Raw genomic sequence first — 22,216 nt, 5'->3', positions numbered from 1 at the left:
ATTGTTGTAAATCGTGAGTTTTCATCAAGTGACAGCGGGGCAAAGAGATTATATGTTGAGTAAAAAACCGATCAGCCGATGAGGATGTTATGAACCAGCCCCTAATCACGTTGTGGTCCGATGCGAATTTCTTTTCCCCCTATGTCATGAGCGTGTACGTTGCGCTGGCTGAAAAAGGGCTTACTTTTACGCTGAAGACCGTTGATCTCGACGGCGGGGAACATCTCAAACCGCAGTGGCAGGGTTACGATCTCACCCGACGCGTGCCGGTGCTGGAGGTTGACGGCTTTGCGCTGAGCGAATCATCAGCGATCGATGAATACCTGGAAGATCGTTTTGCGCCGCCCGAGTGGGAACGGATCTATCCTCACGATCTGCAAAAACGCGCCCGTGCGCGGCAGATCCAGGCGTGGCTACGTAGCGACCTGGTGCCGATTCGTGTAGAGCGCTCGACGGATGTCGTGTTTGCCGGGGTGAAAAAGCCAGCTTTGAGCGCGGAAGGCACGAACAGCGCCCAAAAGCTGATTGAAACGGCCACGTCGCTTCTCGCGCACGGCAATCCGAACCTGTTTGGTGAATGGTGCATTGCCGATACCGACCTGGCGCTGATGCTGAACCGCCTGATCCTCAACGGCGATGAAGTCCCTCAGCTGCTGGTGGATTATGCAGCGTTCCAGTGGCAGCGCGCCTCTGTGCAGCGCTATGTGGCACTCTCCGCTAAGCGCGCGGGCTGATAAGACCTGACGCTTCAGGTATGATAAGGGCAGTGAGTTTTCCGAGGGAGAGACGAATGAAATTGATGTTTGCGTCGGATATCCATGGATCGCTGCCCGTGACCGAGCGCGTGCTTTCTCTGTTTGCGCAAAGCGGCGCGCAATGGCTGGTGATTCTGGGGGATGTGTTAAACCATGGCCCGCGCAATGCGCTGCCGGAAGGCTATGCCCCTGCGCAGGTCGCGGAGAAGCTCAATCTGTTTGCCTCGCGCATTATTGCCGTGCGCGGTAACTGCGACAGCGAAGTCGACCAGATGCTACTGCACTTTCCCCTTACCGCTCCGTGGCAACAGGTACTGCTGGAAAACAGCCGCCTGTTCCTGACCCATGGGCACCTTTTCGGCCCGGATAACCTCCCGGCACTCGCGGCTGGCGATGTCCTGGTTTACGGTCATACTCATATTCCGGTGGCTGAAAAACGCGGTGAAATTTATCACGTTAACCCGGGGTCGGTCAGCATACCCAAAGGCGGATATCCTGCGAGCTATGGCATGCTGGATGGAAATACCCTGAGCGTAATCGCACTTAATGATCAGCAAGTTATTGCGCAGGTAGCGATTAATCCGTAAGTTACACCTCAACTGCAAACGCGCCGAAAGAGCGCTTAGACGAGAAGGTTTCCCGATGGTGGAGCAGAATCATTTGGCAAGTACTGAATGGGTTGACATTGTCAGCGAAGAAAATGAAGTGATCGCGCAGGCCAGCCGCGAACAAATGCGTGCTGAGCGTCTGCGTCACCGTGCAACCTACATTGTTGTGCATGACGGCATGGGCAAGATTCTGGTTCAGCGTCGCACGGACACGAAAGATTTTCTGCCAGGTATGCTGGATGCCACAGCGGGTGGTGTCGTGCAGGCCGATGAAGTGCTGCTGGATTCCGCGCGTCGTGAAGCGGAAGAAGAGTTAGGGATTGCCGGTGTGCCATTTGCTGAACACGGGCAGTTCTATTTCGAAGACGAGCATTGCCGCGTCTGGGGCGGACTGTTTAGCTGCGTTTCCCACGGGCCTTTCGCCCTGCAGGAAGAAGAAGTGAGCGAAGTCTGCTGGATGACGCCGGAAGAGATTACCGCGCGTTGCGACGAGTTCACGCCGGATTCGTTAAAAGCACTGGCGCTGTGGATGACCCGCAACGCCAAAAACGAATCCGCTAAGCCGGAAAATAAAGCGGAAAAAGAGGAAGAGGCTGAATAAGCCTTAACAGCTTTCCCGCAGACACAGGCTGGACGCGATAGGTTTATGGTCGCGCCAGTCTCCATCATTCAGACGTTCCAGTAACGCTTTCCCGGCCTCAATTCCAATCTTTCGATGCGGTACCGCCATGGTCGTCAGCGGCGGCTGACAGACGCGGCTGACGTCGCTATCCCCAAAGCCCACGACGGCAAGATCGTCCGGCACTTTGATTCGCCGACGCTGACACTCATATAGCGCACCACAGGCCAGTTCGTCTGAAACGCATACCAGCGCATCCAGCTCCGGCCACGCCAGCAGAAACTCAGGCAGCTGCGCCGCACCGGTCGAGAAGCTCGGCGGCATGGCGGCGTTAATTACCCGGTTCGGCGACAGATGATGGCGCAGCATCGCTTTGTACCAGCCCTGTAAATGCTGTTGAAAAATCCACTGTTCCTGGTTGGCGCACAGCAGGCCGATATTCTGGTAGCCGCGCTTAATAACCATTTCTGTTAGCTCATACATGGCCGCCACGTTATCAATCCCGATATTCATATCAATCGGGTCGGCGCGCATAGCACCCATCTCCATCACCGGGATGGAGGCATTTTTCAGCCAGTGGCGAACGGTGTCGGTATGCTCCACGCTGAGCAGTATCGCGGCGGCAATATTTGACGCCAGCAGCGTTTCCAGCAGCTTTTCCTCCTGTTCAAGACGATGCTGAGACTCGGCCAGCATGATTTGGTATCCGGCAGGCTGAAGCACCTGCTGTAGCCCGGCAAACATCTCTGAACACCCAGCTTCGGAAAGATTAGGAACAACCATTGCGATCGTCCATGACGACGCGGATGCCAGTGCGCTGGCGGCGAGATTGGGCATATAACCCAGTTCCTGCACCGCAGCTTCAATTTTTTCACGCAGTTTATCGGAAACCTGTTCCGGCGTGCGGAGCGCACGGGAGACGGTCATCGTGCCAACTCCGGCAAGCTGTGCGACATCCGCGAGCGTGACTTTTCCGGTACTGCGCCGTTTTCGGGTTAAAGACATACACCTTCCTGCTGACCAGACGCGTTCTTATTTCCTTCACTCCAGGTGACAGGCAGTATACGCCTTAAATCCCTTTTTTTGCTGTGATTTCACACGATGATGGCATTTTGATAGCGCTATCACACTTCTGCATGTTAATAGTTGGTAGCGCTATCTTTGTGACAGGGATCGCAGTCAAGGATTGATGGGTTGAATAAAGTTTGCTCATCTTTGGCGTGACGACGGAGTGAAAAGTGCTCAAAAAGTGGATATATGATACAACCATCACGCTTCAGGAGAGCGTTGAAAGCTGGCCTCAGGCGCTGGAGATATGCGCGAAACCGTTACTGGAGCTGCAGGTGATTGAACCGGAATACGTGACGGCAATCATTCAGCAGCACCATGCTTTAGGACCGTATTATGTGCTGGCACCAGGGCTGGCCATGCCGCATGCGCGGCCGGAAGAAGGCGCCAAAGGACTGGGGTTGTCATTACTAAAACTAAAACAGGGTGTCTCTTTTGGTGCCGGGGAGTTTGACCCTGTCGATGTCATTATTATGCTCGCGGCACCGGACAAACATAGCCATATCGAGATGATCTCATCGCTGGCAGAGTTATTTTCCAGCGACGAAGATATGGAAAAATTACATCAGGCGAATACCCTGGAGGACATTAAAACCATTATTGACCGCTTCTGATTTAATTCTTTAATCCGATTATTCACAACATTACGCGCCAGCGTGATGGGGCGTGCTCTACTCATAAAAGGGGACAACAATGAAAATCATGGCTATTTGTGGGTCTGGCCTGGGCAGCAGTTTTATGGTCGAAATGAACATTAAAAAGGTGCTCAAAAAGCTGGAAATAGACGCCGAGGTTGAACACTCCGATCTCTCCTCCGCCACGCCGGGCGCGGCTGACCTGTTCGTGATGGCAAAAGATATTGCCGCCAGCGCCAGCGTACCGGAAAGCCAACTGGTGGTGATCAATAACATCATTGATATCAACGAACTTGAAGCGCAACTGCGCGCCTGGTTCGAAAGACAATAATCCTGATAAGGCGAGGTGGATATGTTTATCCTTGAAACGCTGAATTTCGTTGTTGATATTTTAAAAGTCCCTTCGGTGTTGGTCGGATTAATTGCCTTGATCGGTCTGGTTGCGCAGAAAAAAGCGTTTTCAGATGTGGTGAAGGGAACCATTAAAACGATTCTTGGTTTTATTGTGCTGGGCGGTGGCGCCACGGTACTGGTGGGGTCATTAAATCCATTGGGGGGTATGTTCGAGCACGCCTTTAATATTCAGGGCATCATTCCCAATAATGAAGCGATTGTTTCGATTGCGCTGGAAAAATACGGTGCCTCTACCGCGCTGATAATGGCGTTTGGGATGGTGGCGAATATTATCGTCGCGCGCTTTACCCGTCTGAAGTACATCTTCCTGACCGGGCACCACACGTTTTACATGGCGTGCATGATTGGCGTCATTCTCACCGTGGCGGGCTTTGAGGGGGTAGGGCTGGTCTTTACCGGATCGCTGATCCTCGGCCTGATTATGGCTTTCTTCCCGGCCATTGCGCAGCGTTACATGAAGCGCATCACCGGCAACGATGAGATCGCCTTCGGCCACTTTGGCACCCTGGGCTACGTGCTGTCTGGCTGGATTGGCAGCAAAGTCGGCAAAGGCTCTCGTTCAACCGAAGAGATGAACCTGCCGAAGAACCTGAGCTTCCTGCGCGACAGTTCGATCTCTATCTCCCTGACGATGATGATTATCTACCTGATCATGGCGGTGAGCGCCGGGCGGGAGTACGTCGAAGCCACCTTCAGCGGCGGTCAGAACTACCTGGTTTACGCCATTATCATGGCGATCACCTTCGCGGCGGGCGTTTTCATCATCCTGCAGGGCGTGCGCCTGATTCTGGCGGAAATCGTTCCGGCCTTTACCGGCTTCTCTGAAAAACTGGTGCCGAACGCACGCCCCGCGCTGGACTGCCCGGTGGTCTACCCGTATGCGCCAAATGCCGTGCTGATTGGCTTTCTGTTCAGCTTCCTCGGGGGGATTGTCGGGCTGTTCATCTGCGGGCAGTTCAGCTGGGTGCTGATCCTCCCGGGCGTCGTGCCGCACTTCTTTACCGGTGCAACGGCGGGCGTGTTCGGTAATGCCACCGGCGGACGTCGCGGGGCAATGATAGGCGCCTTCGCCAATGGTCTGCTGATTACCTTCCTGCCGGTTCTGCTGCTGCCGGTGCTGGGCGCGATTGGCTTTGCTAACACCACCTTCTCGGACGCCGATTTCGGCGCGGTGGGGATTGTGCTCGGTAACCTGGCGCGCTTCCTGTCACCGCTTGCCATCACCGGGCTGGTCGTGGCGCTGTTCGCGCTGCTGGTGGCCTACAACCTGTTTGCGAAAAACAAACCTGCGGGCGGTAACGCGCAGGAAAATACCGGAGCCAAATCATGAATGAGAATGAGATAACCGAGCTGGCGCGCCAGATTCGCCTTGAGACGCTGAAATCGCTGACGCAGCTCGGATTTGGACACTACGGCGGCAGCATGTCGGTGGTCGAAACGTTGGCCGTGCTGTACGGCGCGGTGATGAAAATCGACCCGGCAGATCCGGACTGGCCAGAGCGAGATTATTTTGTCCTGTCAAAGGGCCATGCGGGCCCGGCGCTGTACAGCACGCTGGCGATCAAGGGCTACTTCCCGGTGGAGGAACTGAGCACCCTGAACCAGAACGGTACGCGCCTGCCGAGCCATCCGGATCGCCTGAAAACACGCGGCGTGGATGCGACCACCGGTTCGCTGGGGCAGGGGATTTCCATTGCCGGCGGGATGGCGCTATCGCACAAGCTCGCGGGGCGACCGAATCGGGTTTTCTGCATTGTCGGTGATGGTGAGCTGAACGAGGGACAGTGCTGGGAAGCCTTCCAGTTTATTGCCCACCATCGTCTGAACAATCTGACGGTATTCGTCGACTGGAACAAACAGCAACTGGATGGAGAACTGGATGAAATCATTTGCGCGTTTGACCTCGAAGGGAAATTCCGTGCCTTTGGTTTTGACGTGGTGACCGTGAAGGGAGACGACATTCCGGCGCTGCTGGACGTGACGTCGCGCGTGCCGGCGAAAGACGCCCGCCCGCAGGTGGTGATCCTCGACAGCATTAAAGGGCAGGGGGTGCCGTATCTCGAACAGCTCAGCAATTCGCACCACCTGCGATTGACCGCGGAGAGCAAAGCGGCCCTCAACGAGACGATTCGCCAACTGGAGGCTTCATATGATTAAGGTTGCACCGGCAGGACAGAAAGACGCCGTTGAGATGCGCAAGGTCTACGCGGGCTTCGTGGCAAAGCAGATTGAGGCCGGAAGCGAGATTATCGCCCTGGAAGCGGACCTGATGAGTTCGATGGCGATGGACGGCGTGGCGCGCGATTATCCGCAGCACGTGATTAACTGCGGCATCATGGAGGCCAACGTGATCGGTACAGCTGCCGGGCTGTCGCTCACCGGTCGCAAACCGTTCGTGCATACGTTCACCGCGTTTGCCAGCCGACGCTGCTTCGACCAGCTGTTTATGTCCCTGGACTATCAGCGTAACAACGTGAAGGTGATAGCCTCGGATGCTGGCGTGACGGCCTGTCACAACGGTGGGACGCATATGTCGTTCGAGGATATGGGCATCGTGCGCGGTCTGGCGCACTCGGTGGTGCTGGAGGTGACCGACGCGGTGATGTTTGACGATGTGCTGCGCCAGCTTATCGATCTGGAGGGCTTCTACTGGGTACGCACCATCCGTAAGCAGGCGCCGAGCGTGTATGCGCCGGGCTCAACCTTCACCATCGGCAAAGGCAACGTGCTGCGTGAGGGAAGCGATATTACGCTTATCGCCAATGGCATTATGGTAGCGGAAGCGCTGGAGGCGGCGCGTCAGCTGGAGCAGGAGGGGGTCAGTGCAGCGGTTATTGATATGTTCACCCTGAAGCCCATCGACCGTATGCTGGTGAAAAACTACGCTGAGAAAACCGGGCGCATCGTGACCTGTGAAAACCACAGCATTCACAACGGCCTTGGCTCGGCGGTGGCGGAAGTGCTGGTGGAAACCTGCCCGGTGCCAATGCGACGCGTGGGGGTGAAAGAGCGTTACGGTCAGGTGGGGACGCAGGACTTCCTGCAGAAGGTGTACGGCCTGACGGCACATGACATCGTGTCGGCGGCGCGAGAGCTGCTGTAATAAAAAAGGCGACCCTTTGTGGTCGCCTTTTTGTTGCCCGGTGGCGCTAGCGCTTACCGGGCCTACGGTCCTGTAGGCCGGATAAGCGAAGCGCCATCCGGCAAGACCTTACAATTACTGCTGCTGTGAAGACTGGATCGCCGTCAGCGCGATGGTATAGACGATATCGTCAACCAGCGCACCACGGGACAGGTCGTTCACAGGTTTGCGCATACCCTGCAGCATTGGCCCGATGGAGATCAGGTCTGCTGAACGCTGTACCGCTTTATAGGTGGTGTTACCGGTGTTCAGATCCGGGAAGATGAACACGGTAGCGCGACCTGCAACCGGAGAGTTCGGCGCTTTGGATTTTGCCACGTCAGCCATCACGGCGGCGTCGTACTGCAGCGGACCGTCGATCATCAGATCCGGACGTTTTTCCTGAGCAATACGGGTCGCTTCACGCACTTTCTCTACGTCGCTACCTGCACCAGAAGTACCGGTGGAGTAGGAGAGCATCGCAACGCGCGGCTCGATGCCGAAGGCAGTCGCGGAATCTGCGGACTGAATAGCGATCTCAGCCAGCTGCTCTGCGGTTGGATCCGGGTTGATCGCGCAGTCGCCGTAAACATAAACCTGTTCAGGCAGCAGCATGAAGAACACGGAGGAGACCAGAGAGCTGCCCGGTGCGGTTTTGATCAGCTGCAGCGGTGGACGGATGGTGTTTGCGGTGGTGTGAACTGCACCGGAAACCAGACCGTCAACTTCGTCCTGCTCCAGCATCAGCGTACCCAGCACCACGTTGTCTTCCAGCTGCTCGCGCGCAACGGCTTCGGTCATGCCCTTGCTCTTACGCAGTTCAACCAGACGGGCAACGTAGCTTTCACGAACCACTTCAGGGTCAACGATTTCGATGCCCGCACCCAGCTCAACGCCCTGAGACGCCGCAACGCGGTTGATCTCATCCGGGTTACCCAGCAGCACACAGGTCGCGATGCCGCGCTCTGCACAGATAGCCGCCGCTTTAACGGTACGTGGCTCGTCACCTTCTGGCAGAACAACACGTTTGCCCGCTTTACGCGCCAGCTCGGTCAGCTGGTAACGGAATGCAGGAGGAGACAGACGGCGGCTGCGCTCGGAGGTCGCGGTCAGGGATTCGATCCAGTCTGCGTTGATGTAACCTGCAACGTATTCCTGAACTTTCTCGATACGCTCGTGGTCATCAACCGGCACTTCCAGGTTGAAGCTCTGCAGGCTCAGGGAGGTCTGCCAGGTGTTGGTATTCACCATGAAGACCGGCAGGCCAGTGGCAAACGCGCGTTCGCACAGCTTGCTCACGCGTGGGTCCATCTCGTAAGCGCCGGTCAGCAGGATGGCACCGATCTCTACGCCGTTCATCGCCGCCAGACACGCTGCAACCAGCACGTCAGGACGATCGGCAGACGTTACCAGCAGGGAACCTGCGCGGAAGTGTTCCAGCATGTGCGGAATGCTACGCGCACAGAAGGTCACGGACTTCACGCGGCGGGTATTGATATCGCCTTCGTTAACGATGGTCGCGTTCAGGTGACGCGCCATATCGATTGCACGGGTGGCAATCAGATCGAAGCTCCAGGGTACCGCGCCGAGAACAGGCAGCGGGCTGGAATCCTGCAGTTTCGCCGGATCAACTTTGACGACCTTCGCTTTGGAAGAGTCGTCGAAGATCTCAGACAGGTCTGGGCGAGTACGGCCCTGATCGTCAACCGGGGCGTTCAGTTTGTTCACGATCACGCCGGTGATGTTGGTGTTTTTCGTGCCGCCGAAGCTGCTGCGTGTCAGTTCGATACGCTCGTTCAGCTGTTCCGGGGTATCAGTGCCCTGGGACATGACGAAAACGATCTCTGCGTTCAGGGTTTTCGCGATTTCAAAGTTCAGAGACTGAGCAAACTGGTGTTTGCGCGTCGGGACCAGACCTTCAACCAGCACCACTTCTGCGTCCTGCGCATTTGCATGGTAGTTGGCGATGATCTCTTCCATCAAAACGTCTTTTTGATTGCTGGAGAGCAGCGACTCAACGTGACTCATCTTCAGCGGTTCAGCCGCAGGCAGATTGGAGTTTTTGCGAACGATGGTGGTGGTCTGGTCAGGCGCATCGCCACCGGCACGAGGCTGGGCGATTGGCTTAAAGACGCTCAGACGAACGCCTTTACGTTCCATAGCACGGATTACGCCAAGGCTGACGCTGGTCAGGCCGACGCTGGTTCCGGTAGGGATCAGCATAATAGTACGGGACACGGTTTATCCTCTTTCGTTACCGCCGACACGGGGCGGGTTACAAAACAGCACCGCCAGCATTGCTGGCGGTGTGGAATCAGGCAGTCAGGCGGTGTGCGTCTTGCGCGATGACCAGCTCTTCGTTAGTTGGGATAACGATAGCCGGACGGGTGCCTTCTTTGTTGATGAAGCCAGACTTGCCGAAACGCGCAGCCAAGTTACGCTCGTGATCAACGTCGAAGCCCAGAACGCCCAGTTTGCCCAGGGACAGTTCACGAACCATAGCCGCGTTCTCACCGATACCACCGGTGAAGATAACCGCGTCCAGACGACCGTCCATCAGCGCAGTGTAAGAACCGATGTATTTCGCCAGACGGTGGCAGTAAACGTCCATTGCACGTTTAGCGTCTGCTTTCTCTGCGTAGTTGTCTTCAACATAGCGGCAGTCGCTGGTGACTTCGGTCAGACCCAGCAGGCCAGACTCTTTAGTCAGCATTTTGTTGATGTCGTCAACGCTCATGCCCAGAGTGTCGTGCAGGTGGAAGATGATCGCCGGGTCGATGTCACCGGAACGGGTACCCATCACCAGACCTTCCAGCGGGGTCAGACCCATGGAGGTATCAACACATTTACCGTTGCGGATAGCAGAAACAGAACCACCGTTGCCCAGATGGCAGGTGATGATGTTCACTTCTTCAACAGGTTTGTTCAGGATTTTTGCGGCTTCCTGAGTCACAAAGAAGTGGCTGGTGCCGTGCGCGCCGTAACGACGTACGCCGTGCTCTTTGTAAAGGCTGTATGGCAGGGCATAGAGGTAAGACTCTTCCGGCATGGTCTGATGGAACGCGGTGTCGAACACGGCCACGTTTTTGTCTTTCAGATTCGGGAAGGATTTCAGCGCTTCAGCGATACCGATCAGGTGCGCCGGGTTGTGCAGCGGAGCAAAAGAGGCAGAATCTTTGATGCCCTGGATAACAGATTCGTCGATCACGACGGAGCTGGTGTATTTTTCGCCGCCGTGGACGATACGGTGACCAATCGCAGTCAGCTGAGCAGACAGTTCTGGTTTTTGTGCCAGAATAGTGTTAACGATAAAGTTCAGCGCTTCACTGTGAGCGGCGCCTGCACCTAAAGCCGCTTCTTGTTTGCTGCCGTCCATCTTCCACTTGATACGTGCTTCAGGCAGATGGAAACATTCGGCCAAACCAGAGAGGTACTCGTCACCGTTGAGCGCATCGATGATGGCGAATTTCAGTGAGGAGCTACCGCAGTTCAGAACCAGTACTAACTTACTCGACATGGAAGTACCTATTATTGATACGTGGCTAAAAAAACGTCAGTGAGTCTAACAGCGTAACGCATGATGACTCGGACATTTATGATTAACATCATGCCAAACGAACATTGTGGCATGATGGAAGAAATAACTATGATTTTATGCCATTTTGCACAATTTTCAGCCAATGGCATAATGTGCGATAATTTGACGAGTGAATGATTCTCGTCTATGGCCCAATCAGGCTGGCACAGGATACCCGATACGGGGTAGCGATGACAAAATATTTTGAACGTTGTCATAGCCTGTTGTGGTTTTGCACAAAAATTTTAATTTTTATACGTGAAGTTGAGGTACAGCCATGTCGACACCCGAAACCCCTACCGTGAATTTCTTCAGTCTGTTTCGTCGGGGACAGCATTACGCAAAGACGTGGCCGATGGAAAAGCGCCTTGCGCCAATGTTTATTGAGAATCGCACCATCCGCGCCACGCGCTACGCGATTCGCTTTATGCCCCCTGTCGCCATTTTTACCCTGTGCTGGCAAATAGCGTTAGGCGGACAGCTTGGCCCGGCCGTGGCGACAGCACTCTTTGCGTTAAGCCTGCCGATGCAGGGGCTGTGGTGGTTAGGAAAACGGTCCATCACGCCACTGCCACCTTCTATTTTACACTGGTTTTATGAAGTCCGTGGAAAACTGGAGGAGGCCGGGCAGGCGCTTGCTCCGGTTGAAGGCAAGCCAGATTACCAGGCGCTGGCGGACACGTTAAAGCGCGCTTTTAAGCAGTTGGATAAAACATTCCTCGATGACTTGTGATTGATCATCGAAACGACTAACAAAAAAAGGCACAGTAACAAACCGTTACCGTGTCTTTTTTTTTACAGTGCCATGCGCTACAGGAGTCGAAAGATGGAAATGACCCATGCTCAACGTCTGATTTTGTCTAACCAGTACAAAATGATGACAATGCTTGATCCCGATAACGCTGCGCGCTACAGCCGCCTGCAGACTATCGTCGAACGGGGGTTTGGTTTGCAAATGCGCGAACTGGACCGCGAGTTTGGTGAGCTGAAAGAAGAAACCTGCCGCATCGTGATCGACATTATGGAGATGTACCACGCCCTGCATGTTTCCTGGACTAATCTCAAAGATCAGCAGTCCATTGACGAGCGCCGTGTCACCTTCTTAGGCTTTGATGCAGCGACGGAAGCGCGTTATCTGAGCTATGTCCGCTTTATGGTGAATACCGAGGGGCGTTATACCCACTTCGATGCGGGTACCCACGGCTTTAACGCGCAGACCCCAATGTGGGATAAATACCAGCGCATGCTGAGCGCGTGGCACGCCTGTCCGCGTCAGTACCATTTAAGCAGCAACGAAATTCAACAAATCATTAATGCCTGACGGAGGTGCGTGTGCAGTGTAGAGGTTTTCTGTTTGATCTGGACGGTACGCTGGTGGATTCGCTGCCGGTTGTGGAGCGTTCATGGTGCCATTGGGCTGACAGACAGGGTATCGACCATCAGGACGTACTGAATTTCATCCATGGCAAGCAGGCCATAACCTCGTTGCGGCACTTCTTAGCGGGGCGTTCTGAGGAAGAGATTCAGGCGGAGTTCAAATACCTGGAGCAGATTGAGGCCACCGATACGGAGGGTATCACCGCGCTGCCTGGCGCACGCGAGCTGCTTGAACATCTTAACGAAGCGCAGATCCCGTGGGCTATCGTCACGTCCGGCTCTGTTCCGGTCGCGCATGCCCGCCACAAAGCGGCCGGTTTACCGAAGCCCGAGGTGTTCATTACCGCTGAGCGCGTTAAGCGCGGCAAGCCAGAGCCGGATGCGTTTCTGCTTGGCGCTGAACTGCTGGGCCTCGCTCCCGCTGAGTGCGTGGTCGTGGAAGACGCGGCGGCCGGCGTGCTGGCCGGGCTGAACGCCGGGAGTCACGTCATTGCCGTTAACGTTCCGGCGGGGTCTCCCCGGCTGAGTGAGGCGGACTTTGTGCTGGATTCCCTGACGGCACTGGCGGTGTCTAAGGCGCCCGATGGCGTTGTAACCGTCTCGCTAAAAATGTAATCCCATGATTTAGCCCCACGTTGCTGGGGCTTTTTTATGGCAAAATTCCTCATCTTCCACTGACAAGGATAGGTTGTGAACGGTGAACTGATTTGGGTCCTGAGCCTGCTTTTAATCGCCATTATTCTCTTCGCCACAGGCAAGGTGCGCATGGATGCCGTTGCCCTGTTTGTCATCGTCGCGTTTGTGCTGAGCGGCACGCTTACGCTACCGGAAGCTTTCTCCGGGTTCAGCGATCCTAACGTTATCCTGATTGCCGCCCTGTTTATTATTGGCGACGGCCTGGTGCGCACCGGTGTGGCGACCATCATGGGCGCGTGGCTGGTTAAAGTGGCCGGCAGCAGTGAAACCAAAATGCTGATCTATCTGATGCTGACGGTTGCCGGGCTGGGGGCGTTTATGAGCTCAACGGGCGTGGTCGCTATTTTTATCCCGGTGGTACTGAGCGTCTCCATGCGGATGCAAAGCTCGCCGTCGCGACTGATGATGCCTCTGAGTTTTGCCGGTTTGATAAGCGGTATGATGACGCTGGTGGCGACGCCGCCGAACCTGGTCGTCAACAGTGAGCTGCTCCGGGAAGGTTTTCAGGGCTTCAGCTTTTTCAGCGTCACCCCGTTGGGTCTGGTGATTCTGGCGATGGGCGTGGTCTATATGCTGCTGACCCGTTTTGCCCTGAAAGGCGAGAACCAAGACAAAAACAAAGACGGGTGGAAGCGGCGCACTTTCCGCGATCTCATCAAAGAGTACCGCCTCACCGGGCGGGCACGGCGTCTGGCCATTCGCCCCGGCTCGCCGATGGTCGGCCAGCGTCTTGACGACCTGAAACTGCGCGAGCGCTATGGGGCGAACGTGATCGGCGTGGAACGCTGGCGCCGTTTTCGCCGGGTGATCGTCAACGTCAATGGCGTATCGGAATTTCGGGCGCGTGACGTCCTGCTGATCGATATGTCCACTGCGGATGTGGATTTGCGCGAGTTCTGCAGCGAACAACTGCTGGAGCCAATGGTGCTGCGCGGGGAGTATTTCTCCGATCAGGCGCTGGATGTCGGTATGGCTGAAGTCTCGCTGATCCCCGAGTCCGAACTGTTGGGCAAAACCGTGCGCGAAATGGGGTTCCGCACCCGGTATGGCCTGAACGTCGTGGGGCTGAAGCGCGACGGCGTGGCGATGGAAGGGGCCGTCGTGGATGAACCGATCCTGCTGGGGGATATCTTCCTTGTGGTGGGAAACTGGAAGTTGATTAGCCAACTCGGGCAAAAAGGGCGTGATTTTGTGGTGCTCAACATGCCGGTTGAGGAGAGCGATGCGTCTCCGGCGCACAGCCAGGCGCCGCACGCGATTTTTTGTCTGGTGCTGATGGTCGCGCTGATGCTGACCGATGAAATTCCAAACCCCATAGCCGCCATCATTGCCTGTCTGCTGATGGGGAAATTCCGCTGTATCGACGCCGAGAGCGCTTATAAAGCCATTCACTGGCCGAGCATCATTCTTATCGTGGGGATGATGCCTTTTGCCCTCGCGCTGCAAAAAACCGGCGGGGTAGATTTAATCGTTAAAGGGCTCATGGACATGGGCGGCGGGTACGGACCGTATTTGATGATGGTGTGCCTGTTCATTATGTGCGCCACGATCGGGTTGTTTATCTCCAATACCGCCACGGCGGTGCTGATGGCACCCATTGCGCTGGCGATGGCGAAATCCATGGGCGTGTCACCCTACCCGTTTGCGATGATGGTGGCGATGGCGGCTTCCGCGGCATTTATGACGCCGGTTTCATCCCCGGTCAATACGCTGGTGCTGGGGCCAGGAAATTATAAATTCAGTGATTTTGTAAAGATTGGCGTGCCATTCACCGTGCTGGTGATGGTGGTGTGCGTGGTGTTAATTCCGGTTTTATTCCCGTTTTAGCGTGAGCGCAGAAACGAAGGCCGGGTAAGGCGAAGCCGCCACCCGGCTAAAATTACAACGGTGAATCCTGGCTAATCTCATCCAGCGATAAATGGAAGCTCGGCACAAACACCTGCATAAAATAATCCATCTCGTCGCTGCGGCGGGATGCCAGGGTTTTTTCCAGACGCGTTTTCGCCAGTAAAAACTCGTTATTGCCCGCAGACAACTCTTCAAGACACTTCAGATAGGCGCACAGCGCGTCGGCCTGTTTGACCAGCGACTTTTCATCTTCCGTATACTGATGCTCGTCGATGAGCGGTTCAAAGATATCGCGCAGCTCCTCCGGCACCATGTCGATCAACTTCTGCTGGGCGATTTTCTCAATGGCCTTATATTCCTGCGCAATCTGTGAGTTGAAATATTTCACCGGCGTCGGCAGATCACCGGTTAACACTTCTGACGCGTCGTGGTACATCGCCAGCAATGCGATGCGCTCGGCATTCACCTGCCCGTTAAATTTGCGGTTTTTAATGGCGGCCAGCGCGTGCGCGACCATGGCAACCTGAAGACTGTGCTCTGATACGTTCTCTGTTCGCACGTTGCGCATCAGCGGCCAGCGGTTGATGAGTTTCAGGCGGGAGAGGTGGGCAAAGAAATGACTCTGACTCATAGGTTACCTTTTGTCTTCACTGCGACAGGACTTCATTGTGCGGGGAGGGGAGGCAAGATGCAAATTTGCGGATTTTGTAGGCCGGGTAAGCGCAGCGCTACCCGGCAGAATGGCTACGTTACTGATGATAACCTGAGAGGAATCGCCCGAAGCGGCTGATAGCCATTTCGAGATCGTCCTCGCGCGGCAGCGTCACGATACGCACATGGTCCGGCCACGGCCAGTTAAATGCTGTCCCCTGAACCAGCAGCACTTTTTCCTGCAACAGGAAATCGAGCACCATCTTCTGATCGTCGTGAATATTGAAGCGCTTCGCGTCGATTTTCGGGAACATATAGAGCGCCCCATTTGGCTTCACGCAGGAGACGCCCGGGATATCGTTGATCAGCTCCCACGCGCGGTTACGCTGTTCGTACAGGCGGCCTCCAGGGACGATAAACTCGCTGATGCTCTGATAGCCACCGAGCGCGGTCTGGATTGCATGTTGTGCCGGCACGTTGGCGCAAAGACGCATAGACGCCAGCATTTCCAGCCCTTCAATATAGCCTTTGACGTGCTTTTTCGGGCCGTTGAGTACCATCCAGCCCTGGCGGAAACCGGCCACGCGGTAGGTTTTAGACAGGCCGTTAAAGGTAACGGTCAACAGGTCCGGGGCCAGCGCGGCAATGGAGTGGTGTTGCGCCGCGTCATAGAGGATCTTGTCGTAAATTTCGTCGGCAAAAATGATCAGGTTGTGCTGGCGGGCGATCTCAACGATCTCCATCAACAGCTCTTTTGAGTAGACCGCGCCCGTCGGGTTGTTCGGGTTGATAATTACGATGCCGCGCGTGCGAGGGGTAATCTTCGCGCGAATATCATCCAGATCCGGGAACCAGTCAGAGGATTCGTCGCAAAGATAATGGACAGCTTTACCGCTGGACAGTGATACGGCAGCCGTCCACAGCGGATAGTCTGGCGCGGGAACCAGCATTTCGTCACCGCTGTTCAGCAGCGCCTGCATGGCCTGGACGATCAGTTCAGATACACCGTTGCCAATGTAGATATCTTCTACGGTAACGTCACGCATGCCGCGAGCCTGGTAGTGCTGCATAATGGCTTTACGTGCGGAATAAAGTCCTTTTGAGTCGCAATAGCCTTGCGCTGTGGGCAGGTTGCGGATCACATCAACCAGAATCTCATCCGGCGCTTCAAAACCAAATGGCGCAGGGTTACCAATGTTGAGCTTCAGAACCTTATTGCCTTCTTCCTCAAGGCGTTTTGCCTCTTTCAGAACCGGGCCACGGATGTCATAACAGACGTTATCTAGCTTGCTGGATTTTTCGATAGGGGACATGAACCTTTAACCTTTTCGCTATTATTGCCACTCCCTGCCGTGGAAGTCAGCACGGAATAATGTACTCCCCCCACGCTTCGTTTTGAAGGGTGTGCAGTAGAAGATTTTGTGCATGTTGTGAAATTCTGGTGAATCTTTTTTGCTGTTTGTTGACGCTTTTACTGTCGTAACGTAAGGTAAAATGCGCTGGTTAAGGGTGATTGTGCTGAAAATCATTGTAAAAAATGGATATTATCCCGGTGTAAAATAAATGACCCGTAGAGGAGAGACGGAAGTCACGCTGCGTGACTTTTCGTAAAACCTGAGTGTTGAAAAAATCTTGCAGTAATACCCTGCAGCGGCTAAAAGTTACTCATGTGAAAATAATGTTAAGTGTTATTAATGAATGACCTTAATCGAAATTAAAATTTATTTATTATTAACCAACAAAATGCAACTTTAGTTAATTTTAATAAAATTAGTTGAGAAGCTTAACAAAGCGCTTTACTCCTTAATATTGCAATAAGACTTATAAATAAAGTGGATTTGGGTTAAGATGTCTTTAGGTAAAGCAGATGAAAGATACCCAAATGTTGTATATCTGAAACTGGTTTTCCGATTTAATTGATTGTTATTGTTAGAGTTATCTCTGGCTGGAATGTGTAAAACATCTCCTGCTACGTTGACAGCGCTGCGATAAAGATGGCAGAAAAGGTGTCACGCCTTTAATGTAATTTACATAAACCTGCGAACATCTAAATATCCTGAACGTTTAAGAGAATAAAAATATCGTCATGAAACGTGCTTTCTGACTGTTGATATAAAGCAGCACAATAACTATCTGTCAGGCAGTCTGCCGGGCCGGGATGCGAGGGAAAATCTTCAGAGGGAATTGCTTAACTGTTACACACACAGCTTCAACCCGGGCAGCTCCGCACGAGCAACCTGAAAGTGAATAGATATGATAAATGCAAATCGTCCGATAATGAATCTCGACCTCGATCTGCTGAGAACGTTTGTTGCGGTCGCCGATCTCAACACTTTTGCAGCAGCTGCTGCCGCCGTCTGCCGAACTCAGTCCGCCGTTAGCCAGCAAATGCAGCGGCTGGAGCAACTGGTCGGTAAAGAGCTTTTTGCCCGTCACGGACGCAATAAGCTCTTAACGGAACACGGTATTCAGCTACTGGGTTATGCCAGGAAAATTCTTCGCTTTAATGATGAAGCATGTATGTCACTTATGTTTAGCAACCTTCAGGGGGTGTTAACCTTAGGGGCATCTGATGAGTCAGCGGATACGATATTACCGTTTCTTCTCAACCGAATTAGTTCGGTTTATCCGAAACTTGCGCTGGATGTGAGCGTCAAGCGCAATGCTTTTATGGTTGAGATGTTAAATGAGAATAAGGTCGATCTGGTGGTCACCACGCATCGTCCCGGGCAGTTTGATTGCCTGACGTTGCGCAGATCGCCGACGCACTGGTATTGCGCGGCTGAATATGTGTTGCAAAAAGGGGAGCCCGTTCCACTGGTTTTACTGGACGATCCGAGCCCTTTCCGCGATATGGTGCTGACGGCATTAAATGAAGCCAATATTCCATGGCGTCTGGCGTATGTAGCGTCCACGCTGCCTGCGGTGCGTGCCGCCGTCAAAGCAGGACTTGGCGTAACGGCCCGTCCGGTGGAGATGATGAGCCCTGACCTGCGCGTTCTCGGTAAATCTGATGGTCTTCCTGCGCTGCCAGATACTGAGTATCTGCTTTGCCATAATGCGTCCAGTCATAACGAGCTGGCGAAAGTGGTGTTCGAGGCGATGGAAAACTACCATAACCCGTGGCAGTACGAGCATGTTACCTCCGAAGGAGGGGATGATTCCCTGATCGTTGAAGGTGACTTTGAGTGATCAAACGCTCAAAATTCTGGTAACAAAATGTAAGTGTAAAAAAAAGCCACTCGTGTCGTTTTCGCACGCAGTGGCTTTTTTTTGTCAATATTATCCCTGTTTGACGAAGGGGCTTCATAAATAGGGTCTATTTATCAATGCTATAAATGCTTTTGCTTAAATCTTGTTCGTTTTCAGTTCTAACTTCATCCATAACCTAACGATGTTAAAAAAACAGCAAATATGTTGCTGGTTTTTTGGTTGAATTAACAAAAGCGTGTCTCAGATCAAGAAAATACTCCTATTTGGGGGGAGGAATCGTTGGCAAATCCTGTCAAAATAGGAGGGTTATTTTTTTTACTTCCAAAACGGACACGATTCAACAACCTGCATTTGACGGAAAGTCATGTACCCACCAGGGTTAAAGGGCACCAAATGTTAATGAGAATCGCTCGATGTAATTTAATGTGAAGAAACCTTTGTTAAAGTTGACAAAAGGTTATAGAAAGGAGTAAAAAACCCCATCATTTTGCTGTCTACGTCTCATTTCAGACAGTTAGTGTAAGGTTATTTGTTCCTCCCCATGAATCGATGTGATGCCTATCTGCCAGCAAGAGCAGTGTCGTCGGTATCACTTTTGATGAGTAAGCAATGAGTATGTCAACATCCACAGAAGTCATCGCTCATCACTGGGCATTCGCAATCTTTCTTATTGTAGCCATTGGCCTGTGCTGCCTGATGTTAGTCGGCGGCTGGTTCCTGGGCGGTCGCGCCCGTGCAAGGCACAAAAACACACCTTTCGAATCAGGTATTGATTCAGTAGGTTCCGCTCGCTTACGCCTGTCTGCCAAGTTCTATCTGGTAGCGATGTTCTTCGTCATCTTCGACGTGGAAGCGCTCTACCTGTTCGCATGGTCGACCTCCATCCGCGAAAGTGGTTGGGTGGGCTTTGTCGAGGCCGCAATTTTCATTTTAGTGTTACTGGCCGGTCTGGTTTATCTGGTGCGTATTGGCGCGCTTGACTGGACGCCTGCGCGTTCACGTCGTGAACACATCAACCCGGAAAACAGTATCTCTAATCGTCAGCAGTAACAGCGAGGCAATAAGATGGATTATACGCTCACCCGCATAGATCCTAACGGTGAGAATGACCGTTACCCCCTGCAAAAACAGGAGATCGTAACCGACCCCCTGGAGCAAGAAGTCAACAAAAGCGTGTACATGGGCAAACTCGAACATGCCATGCACGATATGGTCAACTGGGGTCGTAAGAACTCTATCTGGCCCTACAACTTTGGCCTTTCTTGCTGCTACGTTGAAATGGTGACGTCATTCACTGCGGTGCATGACGTTGCGCGTTTTGGCGCCGAGGTACTGCGTGCATCCCCGCGTCAGGCTGACCTGATGGTGGTAGCCGGTACCTGCTTTACCAAGATGGCACCTGTTATTCAGCGTCTTTATGACCAGATGCTGGAGCCAAAATGGGTTATTTCCATGGGCGCATGTGCAAACTCTGGCGGCATGTACGACATTTATTCCGTTGTGCAGGGCGTTGATAAGTTCATTCCGGTGGATGTTTACATCCCGGGCTGCCCGCCGCGTCCAGAAGCCTATATGCAGGCGCTGATGCTGCTGCAGGAGTCTATCGGTAAAGAGCGTCGTCCGCTTTCATGGGTTGTTGGCGATCAGGGTGTCTACCGCGCGAACATGCAATCTGAGCGCGAGCGTAAACGTGGTGAACGTATTGCCGTCACCAACCTGCGTACGCCTGACGAAATTTAATTTGCGCCTGTGGGCCTGGAGAACACCTTCGCATATCACTACTCAAATAGCGCGAAGCCAGGCTTAACAGTCACCACGGACCATTTGCAATGGTGAACAATATGACCGACTTAACCGCGCAAGAAGCCGCATGGCAGACACGGGATCATCTGGATGACCCCGTCATTGGCGAACTGCGCAACCGTTTTGGGCCGGATGCCTTTACCGTTCAGGCGACCCGCACCGGGGTACCCGTTGTTTGGGTGAAGCGTGAACAATTACTGGAAGTGGTCGATTTCCTCAAGAAATTGCCAAAACCTTACGTCATGCTGTTTGACTTACACGGCATGGATGAGCGTCTGCGTACTCACCGCCAGGGTCTCCCTGCTGCGGATTTTTCCGTTTTCTACCACCTGATCTCAATAGACCGCAACACGGATATCATGCTCAAGGTGGCATTGTCTGAAAACGACATGCATCTGCCGACGATCACCAAACTTTTCCCGAACGCGAACTGGTATGAGCGTGAAACCTGGGAAATGTTCGGCATGACCTTCGACGGCCATCCACATCTGACGCGCATCATGATGCCGCAGACCTGGACCGGCCACCCGCTGCGTAAAGACTACCCGGCACGTGCAACCGAATTCGACCCGTTTGAGCTGACCAAAGCCAAGCAGGATCTGGAGATGGAAGCACTGACCTTCAAGCCGGAAGACTGGGGCATGAAGCGCGGTACCGAAAACGAGGACTTCATGTTCCTCAACCTCGGTCCGAACCACCCGTCTGCGCACGGTGCATTCCGTATTATTCTTCAGCTTGATGGCGAAGAGATTGTCGACTGCGTTCCTGACATCGGTTACCACCACCGTGGTGCTGAGAAGATGGGCGAGCGTCAGTCCTGGCACAGCTACATTCCGTATACCGACCGTATCGAGTACCTCGGCGGTTGCGTCAACGAAATGCCTTACGTGCTGGCCGTTGAGAAACTGGCGGGTATCGTTACGCCGGATCGCGTTAAAGTGATTCGCGTAATGCTGTCAGAACTGTTCCGTATTAATAGCCACCTGCTGTACATCTCCACGTTCATTCAGGACGTCGGCGCGATGACCCCGGTCTTCTTCGCCTTTACCGATCGTCAGAAAATCTACGATCTGGTGGAAGCGATTACCGGTTTCCGTATGCACCCGGCCTGGTTCCGTATCGGCGGTGTGGCACACGATCTGCCGCGCGGCTGGGATCGTCTGCTGCGTGAATTCCTCGACTGGATGCCGAAACGTCTGGCCTCTTACGAGAAAGCCGCACTGCGCAACACCATCCTGAAAGGCCGTTCCCAGGGCGTTGCTGCCTACGGCGCAAAAGAAGCGCTGGAGTGGGGGACGACAGGTGCAGGTCTGCGTGCGACCGGTATTGATTTCGACGTGCGTAAAGCCCGTCCTTACTCTGGCTATGAGAACTTCGACTTTGAGGTCCCGGTGGGCGGCGGTGTTTCCGACTGCTACACCCGCGTGATGCTGAAAGTGGAAGAACTGCGCCAGAGTCTGCGCATCCTTGAGCAGTGCCTCAACAATATGCCGGAAGGCCCGTTCAAAGCGGATCACCCGCTGACCACGCCGCCACCGAAAGAGCGCACGCTGCAACATATCGAAACCCTGATCACTCACTTCCTGCAGGTTTCCTGGGGTCCGGTCATGCCGGCGCAAGAATCCTTCCAGATGATTGAAGCGACCAAGGGTATTAACAGTTACTACCTGACCAGTGACGGCAGCACCATGAGCTACCGTACCCGCGTGCGTACGCCGAGCTTTGCGCACCTGCAGCAGATCCCGTCCGCCATTCGCGGCAGTCTGGTCTCCGACCTGATTGTGTATCTGGGTAGTATCGATTTTGTTATGTCAGATGTGGACCGCTAATT

At 53.9% G+C, this 22,216-nt stretch carries 21 protein-coding genes; 16 read left to right on the top strand and 5 right to left on the bottom strand.

Annotated features, from left to right (window positions below; translation table 11 throughout):
• Positions 1-89 precede the first annotated feature (89 nt).
• From yfcF to yfcD, 3 genes are read left to right on the top strand one after another with little or no spacing between them, the layout of a single operon-like run.
• Positions 90-734 carry a glutathione transferase gene (gene yfcF, locus ACOTXR_RS08850; RefSeq protein ID WP_032635979.1) on the top strand — a complete coding sequence of 215 codons (645 nt, stop codon included), beginning with the start codon at positions 90-92 and terminating at the stop codon, positions 732-734.
• Positions 735-790: 56 nt separating this feature from the next.
• A complete protein-coding gene (gene yfcE / locus ACOTXR_RS08845; RefSeq protein WP_058691112.1) occupies positions 791-1,342 on the top strand; it encodes a phosphodiesterase in 552 nt (183 codons plus the stop codon).
• A 55-nt stretch (positions 1,343-1,397) separates the two neighbouring features.
• Positions 1,398-1,964, top strand: coding sequence for an NUDIX hydrolase YfcD (yfcD, locus tag ACOTXR_RS08840; protein ID WP_006811396.1), 567 nt, complete (start codon positions 1,398-1,400; stop codon positions 1,962-1,964).
• Between the two features lie 3 nt (positions 1,965-1,967).
• Here yfcD and ACOTXR_RS08835 read toward each other — a convergent pair whose 3' ends face one another.
• Entirely contained in the window at positions 1,968-2,987 is a 1,020-nt protein-coding gene (locus ACOTXR_RS08835; protein WP_014884650.1) for a LacI family DNA-binding transcriptional regulator, read from the bottom strand.
• Positions 2,988-3,220: 233 nt separating this feature from the next.
• On the opposite strand from ACOTXR_RS08835, the gene ACOTXR_RS08830 reads away from it, so the two are divergent.
• The 5 genes from ACOTXR_RS08830 (at position 3,221) to ACOTXR_RS08810 (ending at position 7,202) form a co-directional block, all read left to right on the top strand.
• Positions 3,221-3,664, top strand: coding sequence for a PTS sugar transporter subunit IIA (locus tag ACOTXR_RS08830; RefSeq protein ID WP_014884649.1), 444 nt, complete (start codon positions 3,221-3,223; stop codon positions 3,662-3,664).
• A 79-nt stretch (positions 3,665-3,743) separates the two neighbouring features.
• Entirely contained in the window at positions 3,744-4,016 is a 273-nt protein-coding gene (locus ACOTXR_RS08825) for a PTS sugar transporter subunit IIB (protein WP_014884648.1), read from the top strand.
• Between the two features lie 21 nt (positions 4,017-4,037).
• Positions 4,038-5,429, top strand: coding sequence for a PTS ascorbate transporter subunit IIC (locus ACOTXR_RS08820; protein ID WP_014884647.1), 1,392 nt, complete (start codon positions 4,038-4,040; stop codon positions 5,427-5,429).
• Complete coding sequence (locus ACOTXR_RS08815; RefSeq protein WP_421767018.1) at positions 5,426-6,256, top strand: transketolase; 831 nt, start codon at positions 5,426-5,428, stop codon at positions 6,254-6,256. The genes ACOTXR_RS08820 and ACOTXR_RS08815 overlap by 4 nt, the downstream gene beginning before the upstream one ends.
• Positions 6,249-7,202, top strand: coding sequence for a transketolase family protein (locus tag ACOTXR_RS08810; RefSeq protein ID WP_058691111.1), 954 nt, complete (start codon positions 6,249-6,251; stop codon positions 7,200-7,202). Before ACOTXR_RS08815 ends, ACOTXR_RS08810 begins: the two co-directional genes overlap by 8 nt.
• A 114-nt stretch (positions 7,203-7,316) precedes the next feature.
• Here ACOTXR_RS08810 and pta read toward each other — a convergent pair whose 3' ends face one another.
• Positions 7,317-9,458, bottom strand: a complete 2,142-nt coding sequence (pta, locus tag ACOTXR_RS08805) for a phosphate acetyltransferase (protein ID WP_023330971.1) — start codon at positions 9,456-9,458, stop codon at positions 7,317-7,319.
• Positions 9,459-9,534: 76 nt separating this feature from the next.
• On the bottom strand, positions 9,535-10,737 hold the full coding sequence (gene ackA / locus ACOTXR_RS08800; RefSeq protein WP_014884643.1) for an acetate kinase: 1,203 nt from the start codon (positions 10,735-10,737) through the stop codon (positions 9,535-9,537).
• A gap of 337 nt (positions 10,738-11,074) precedes the next feature.
• Here ackA and yfbV point away from each other — a divergent pair, with 337 nt between their 5' ends.
• The 4 genes from yfbV to ACOTXR_RS08780 all read left to right on the top strand — a co-directional run bounded on the left by yfbV (position 11,075) and on the right by ACOTXR_RS08780 (position 14,697).
• Complete coding sequence (yfbV, locus tag ACOTXR_RS08795) at positions 11,075-11,530, top strand: terminus macrodomain insulation protein YfbV (RefSeq protein WP_014884642.1); 456 nt, start codon at positions 11,075-11,077, stop codon at positions 11,528-11,530.
• Between the two features lie 93 nt (positions 11,531-11,623).
• Positions 11,624-12,118 carry a YfbU family protein gene (locus ACOTXR_RS08790; protein ID WP_008502874.1) on the top strand — a complete coding sequence of 165 codons (495 nt, stop codon included), beginning with the start codon at positions 11,624-11,626 and terminating at the stop codon, positions 12,116-12,118.
• An 11-nt stretch (positions 12,119-12,129) separates the two neighbouring features.
• The gene (locus ACOTXR_RS08785; RefSeq protein WP_014884641.1) at positions 12,130-12,789 is read left to right on the top strand and encodes a sugar phosphatase; all 660 of its coding nucleotides are present in this window, start codon (positions 12,130-12,132) and stop codon (positions 12,787-12,789) included.
• Positions 12,790-12,864: 75 nt separating this feature from the next.
• The gene (locus tag ACOTXR_RS08780) at positions 12,865-14,697 is read left to right on the top strand and encodes an SLC13 family permease (RefSeq protein ID WP_023338572.1); all 1,833 of its coding nucleotides are present in this window, start codon (positions 12,865-12,867) and stop codon (positions 14,695-14,697) included.
• A 52-nt stretch (positions 14,698-14,749) separates the two neighbouring features.
• Here ACOTXR_RS08780 and yfbR read toward each other — a convergent pair whose 3' ends face one another.
• Positions 14,750-15,349: a 5'-deoxynucleotidase gene (gene yfbR, locus ACOTXR_RS08775; RefSeq protein ID WP_014884639.1), complete on the bottom strand. Its 600-nt coding sequence runs from the start codon at positions 15,347-15,349 to the stop codon at positions 14,750-14,752.
• Positions 15,350-15,467: 118 nt separating this feature from the next.
• Positions 15,468-16,682, bottom strand: coding sequence for an alanine transaminase AlaA (alaA, locus tag ACOTXR_RS08770; protein WP_058691110.1), 1,215 nt, complete (start codon positions 16,680-16,682; stop codon positions 15,468-15,470).
• A gap of 940 nt (positions 16,683-17,622) precedes the next feature.
• On the opposite strand from alaA, the gene lrhA reads away from it, so the two are divergent.
• The 4 genes from lrhA (at position 17,623) to nuoC (ending at position 22,214) form a co-directional block, all read left to right on the top strand.
• Positions 17,623-18,561, top strand: a complete 939-nt coding sequence (gene lrhA / locus ACOTXR_RS08765; RefSeq protein WP_014884638.1) for a transcriptional regulator LrhA — start codon at positions 17,623-17,625, stop codon at positions 18,559-18,561.
• Between the two features lie 630 nt (positions 18,562-19,191).
• Positions 19,192-19,632, top strand: a complete 441-nt coding sequence (gene nuoA / locus ACOTXR_RS08760; RefSeq protein WP_014171000.1) for an NADH-quinone oxidoreductase subunit NuoA — start codon at positions 19,192-19,194, stop codon at positions 19,630-19,632.
• Positions 19,633-19,647: 15 nt separating this feature from the next.
• Positions 19,648-20,322, top strand: coding sequence for an NADH-quinone oxidoreductase subunit NuoB (gene nuoB / locus ACOTXR_RS08755; protein ID WP_003861482.1), 675 nt, complete (start codon positions 19,648-19,650; stop codon positions 20,320-20,322).
• Positions 20,323-20,411: 89 nt separating this feature from the next.
• Positions 20,412-22,214: an NADH-quinone oxidoreductase subunit C/D gene (nuoC, locus tag ACOTXR_RS08750; RefSeq protein WP_072205420.1), complete on the top strand. Its 1,803-nt coding sequence runs from the start codon at positions 20,412-20,414 to the stop codon at positions 22,212-22,214.
• Positions 22,215-22,216: the final 2 nt, after the last annotated feature.

This window comes from Enterobacter cloacae complex sp. IR53030 (genome assembly GCF_049238365.1).
Lineage (GTDB): Bacteria > Pseudomonadota > Gammaproteobacteria > Enterobacterales > Enterobacteriaceae > Enterobacter > Enterobacter kobei.
This window is presented reverse-complemented; position numbering and strand designations above follow the sequence as displayed.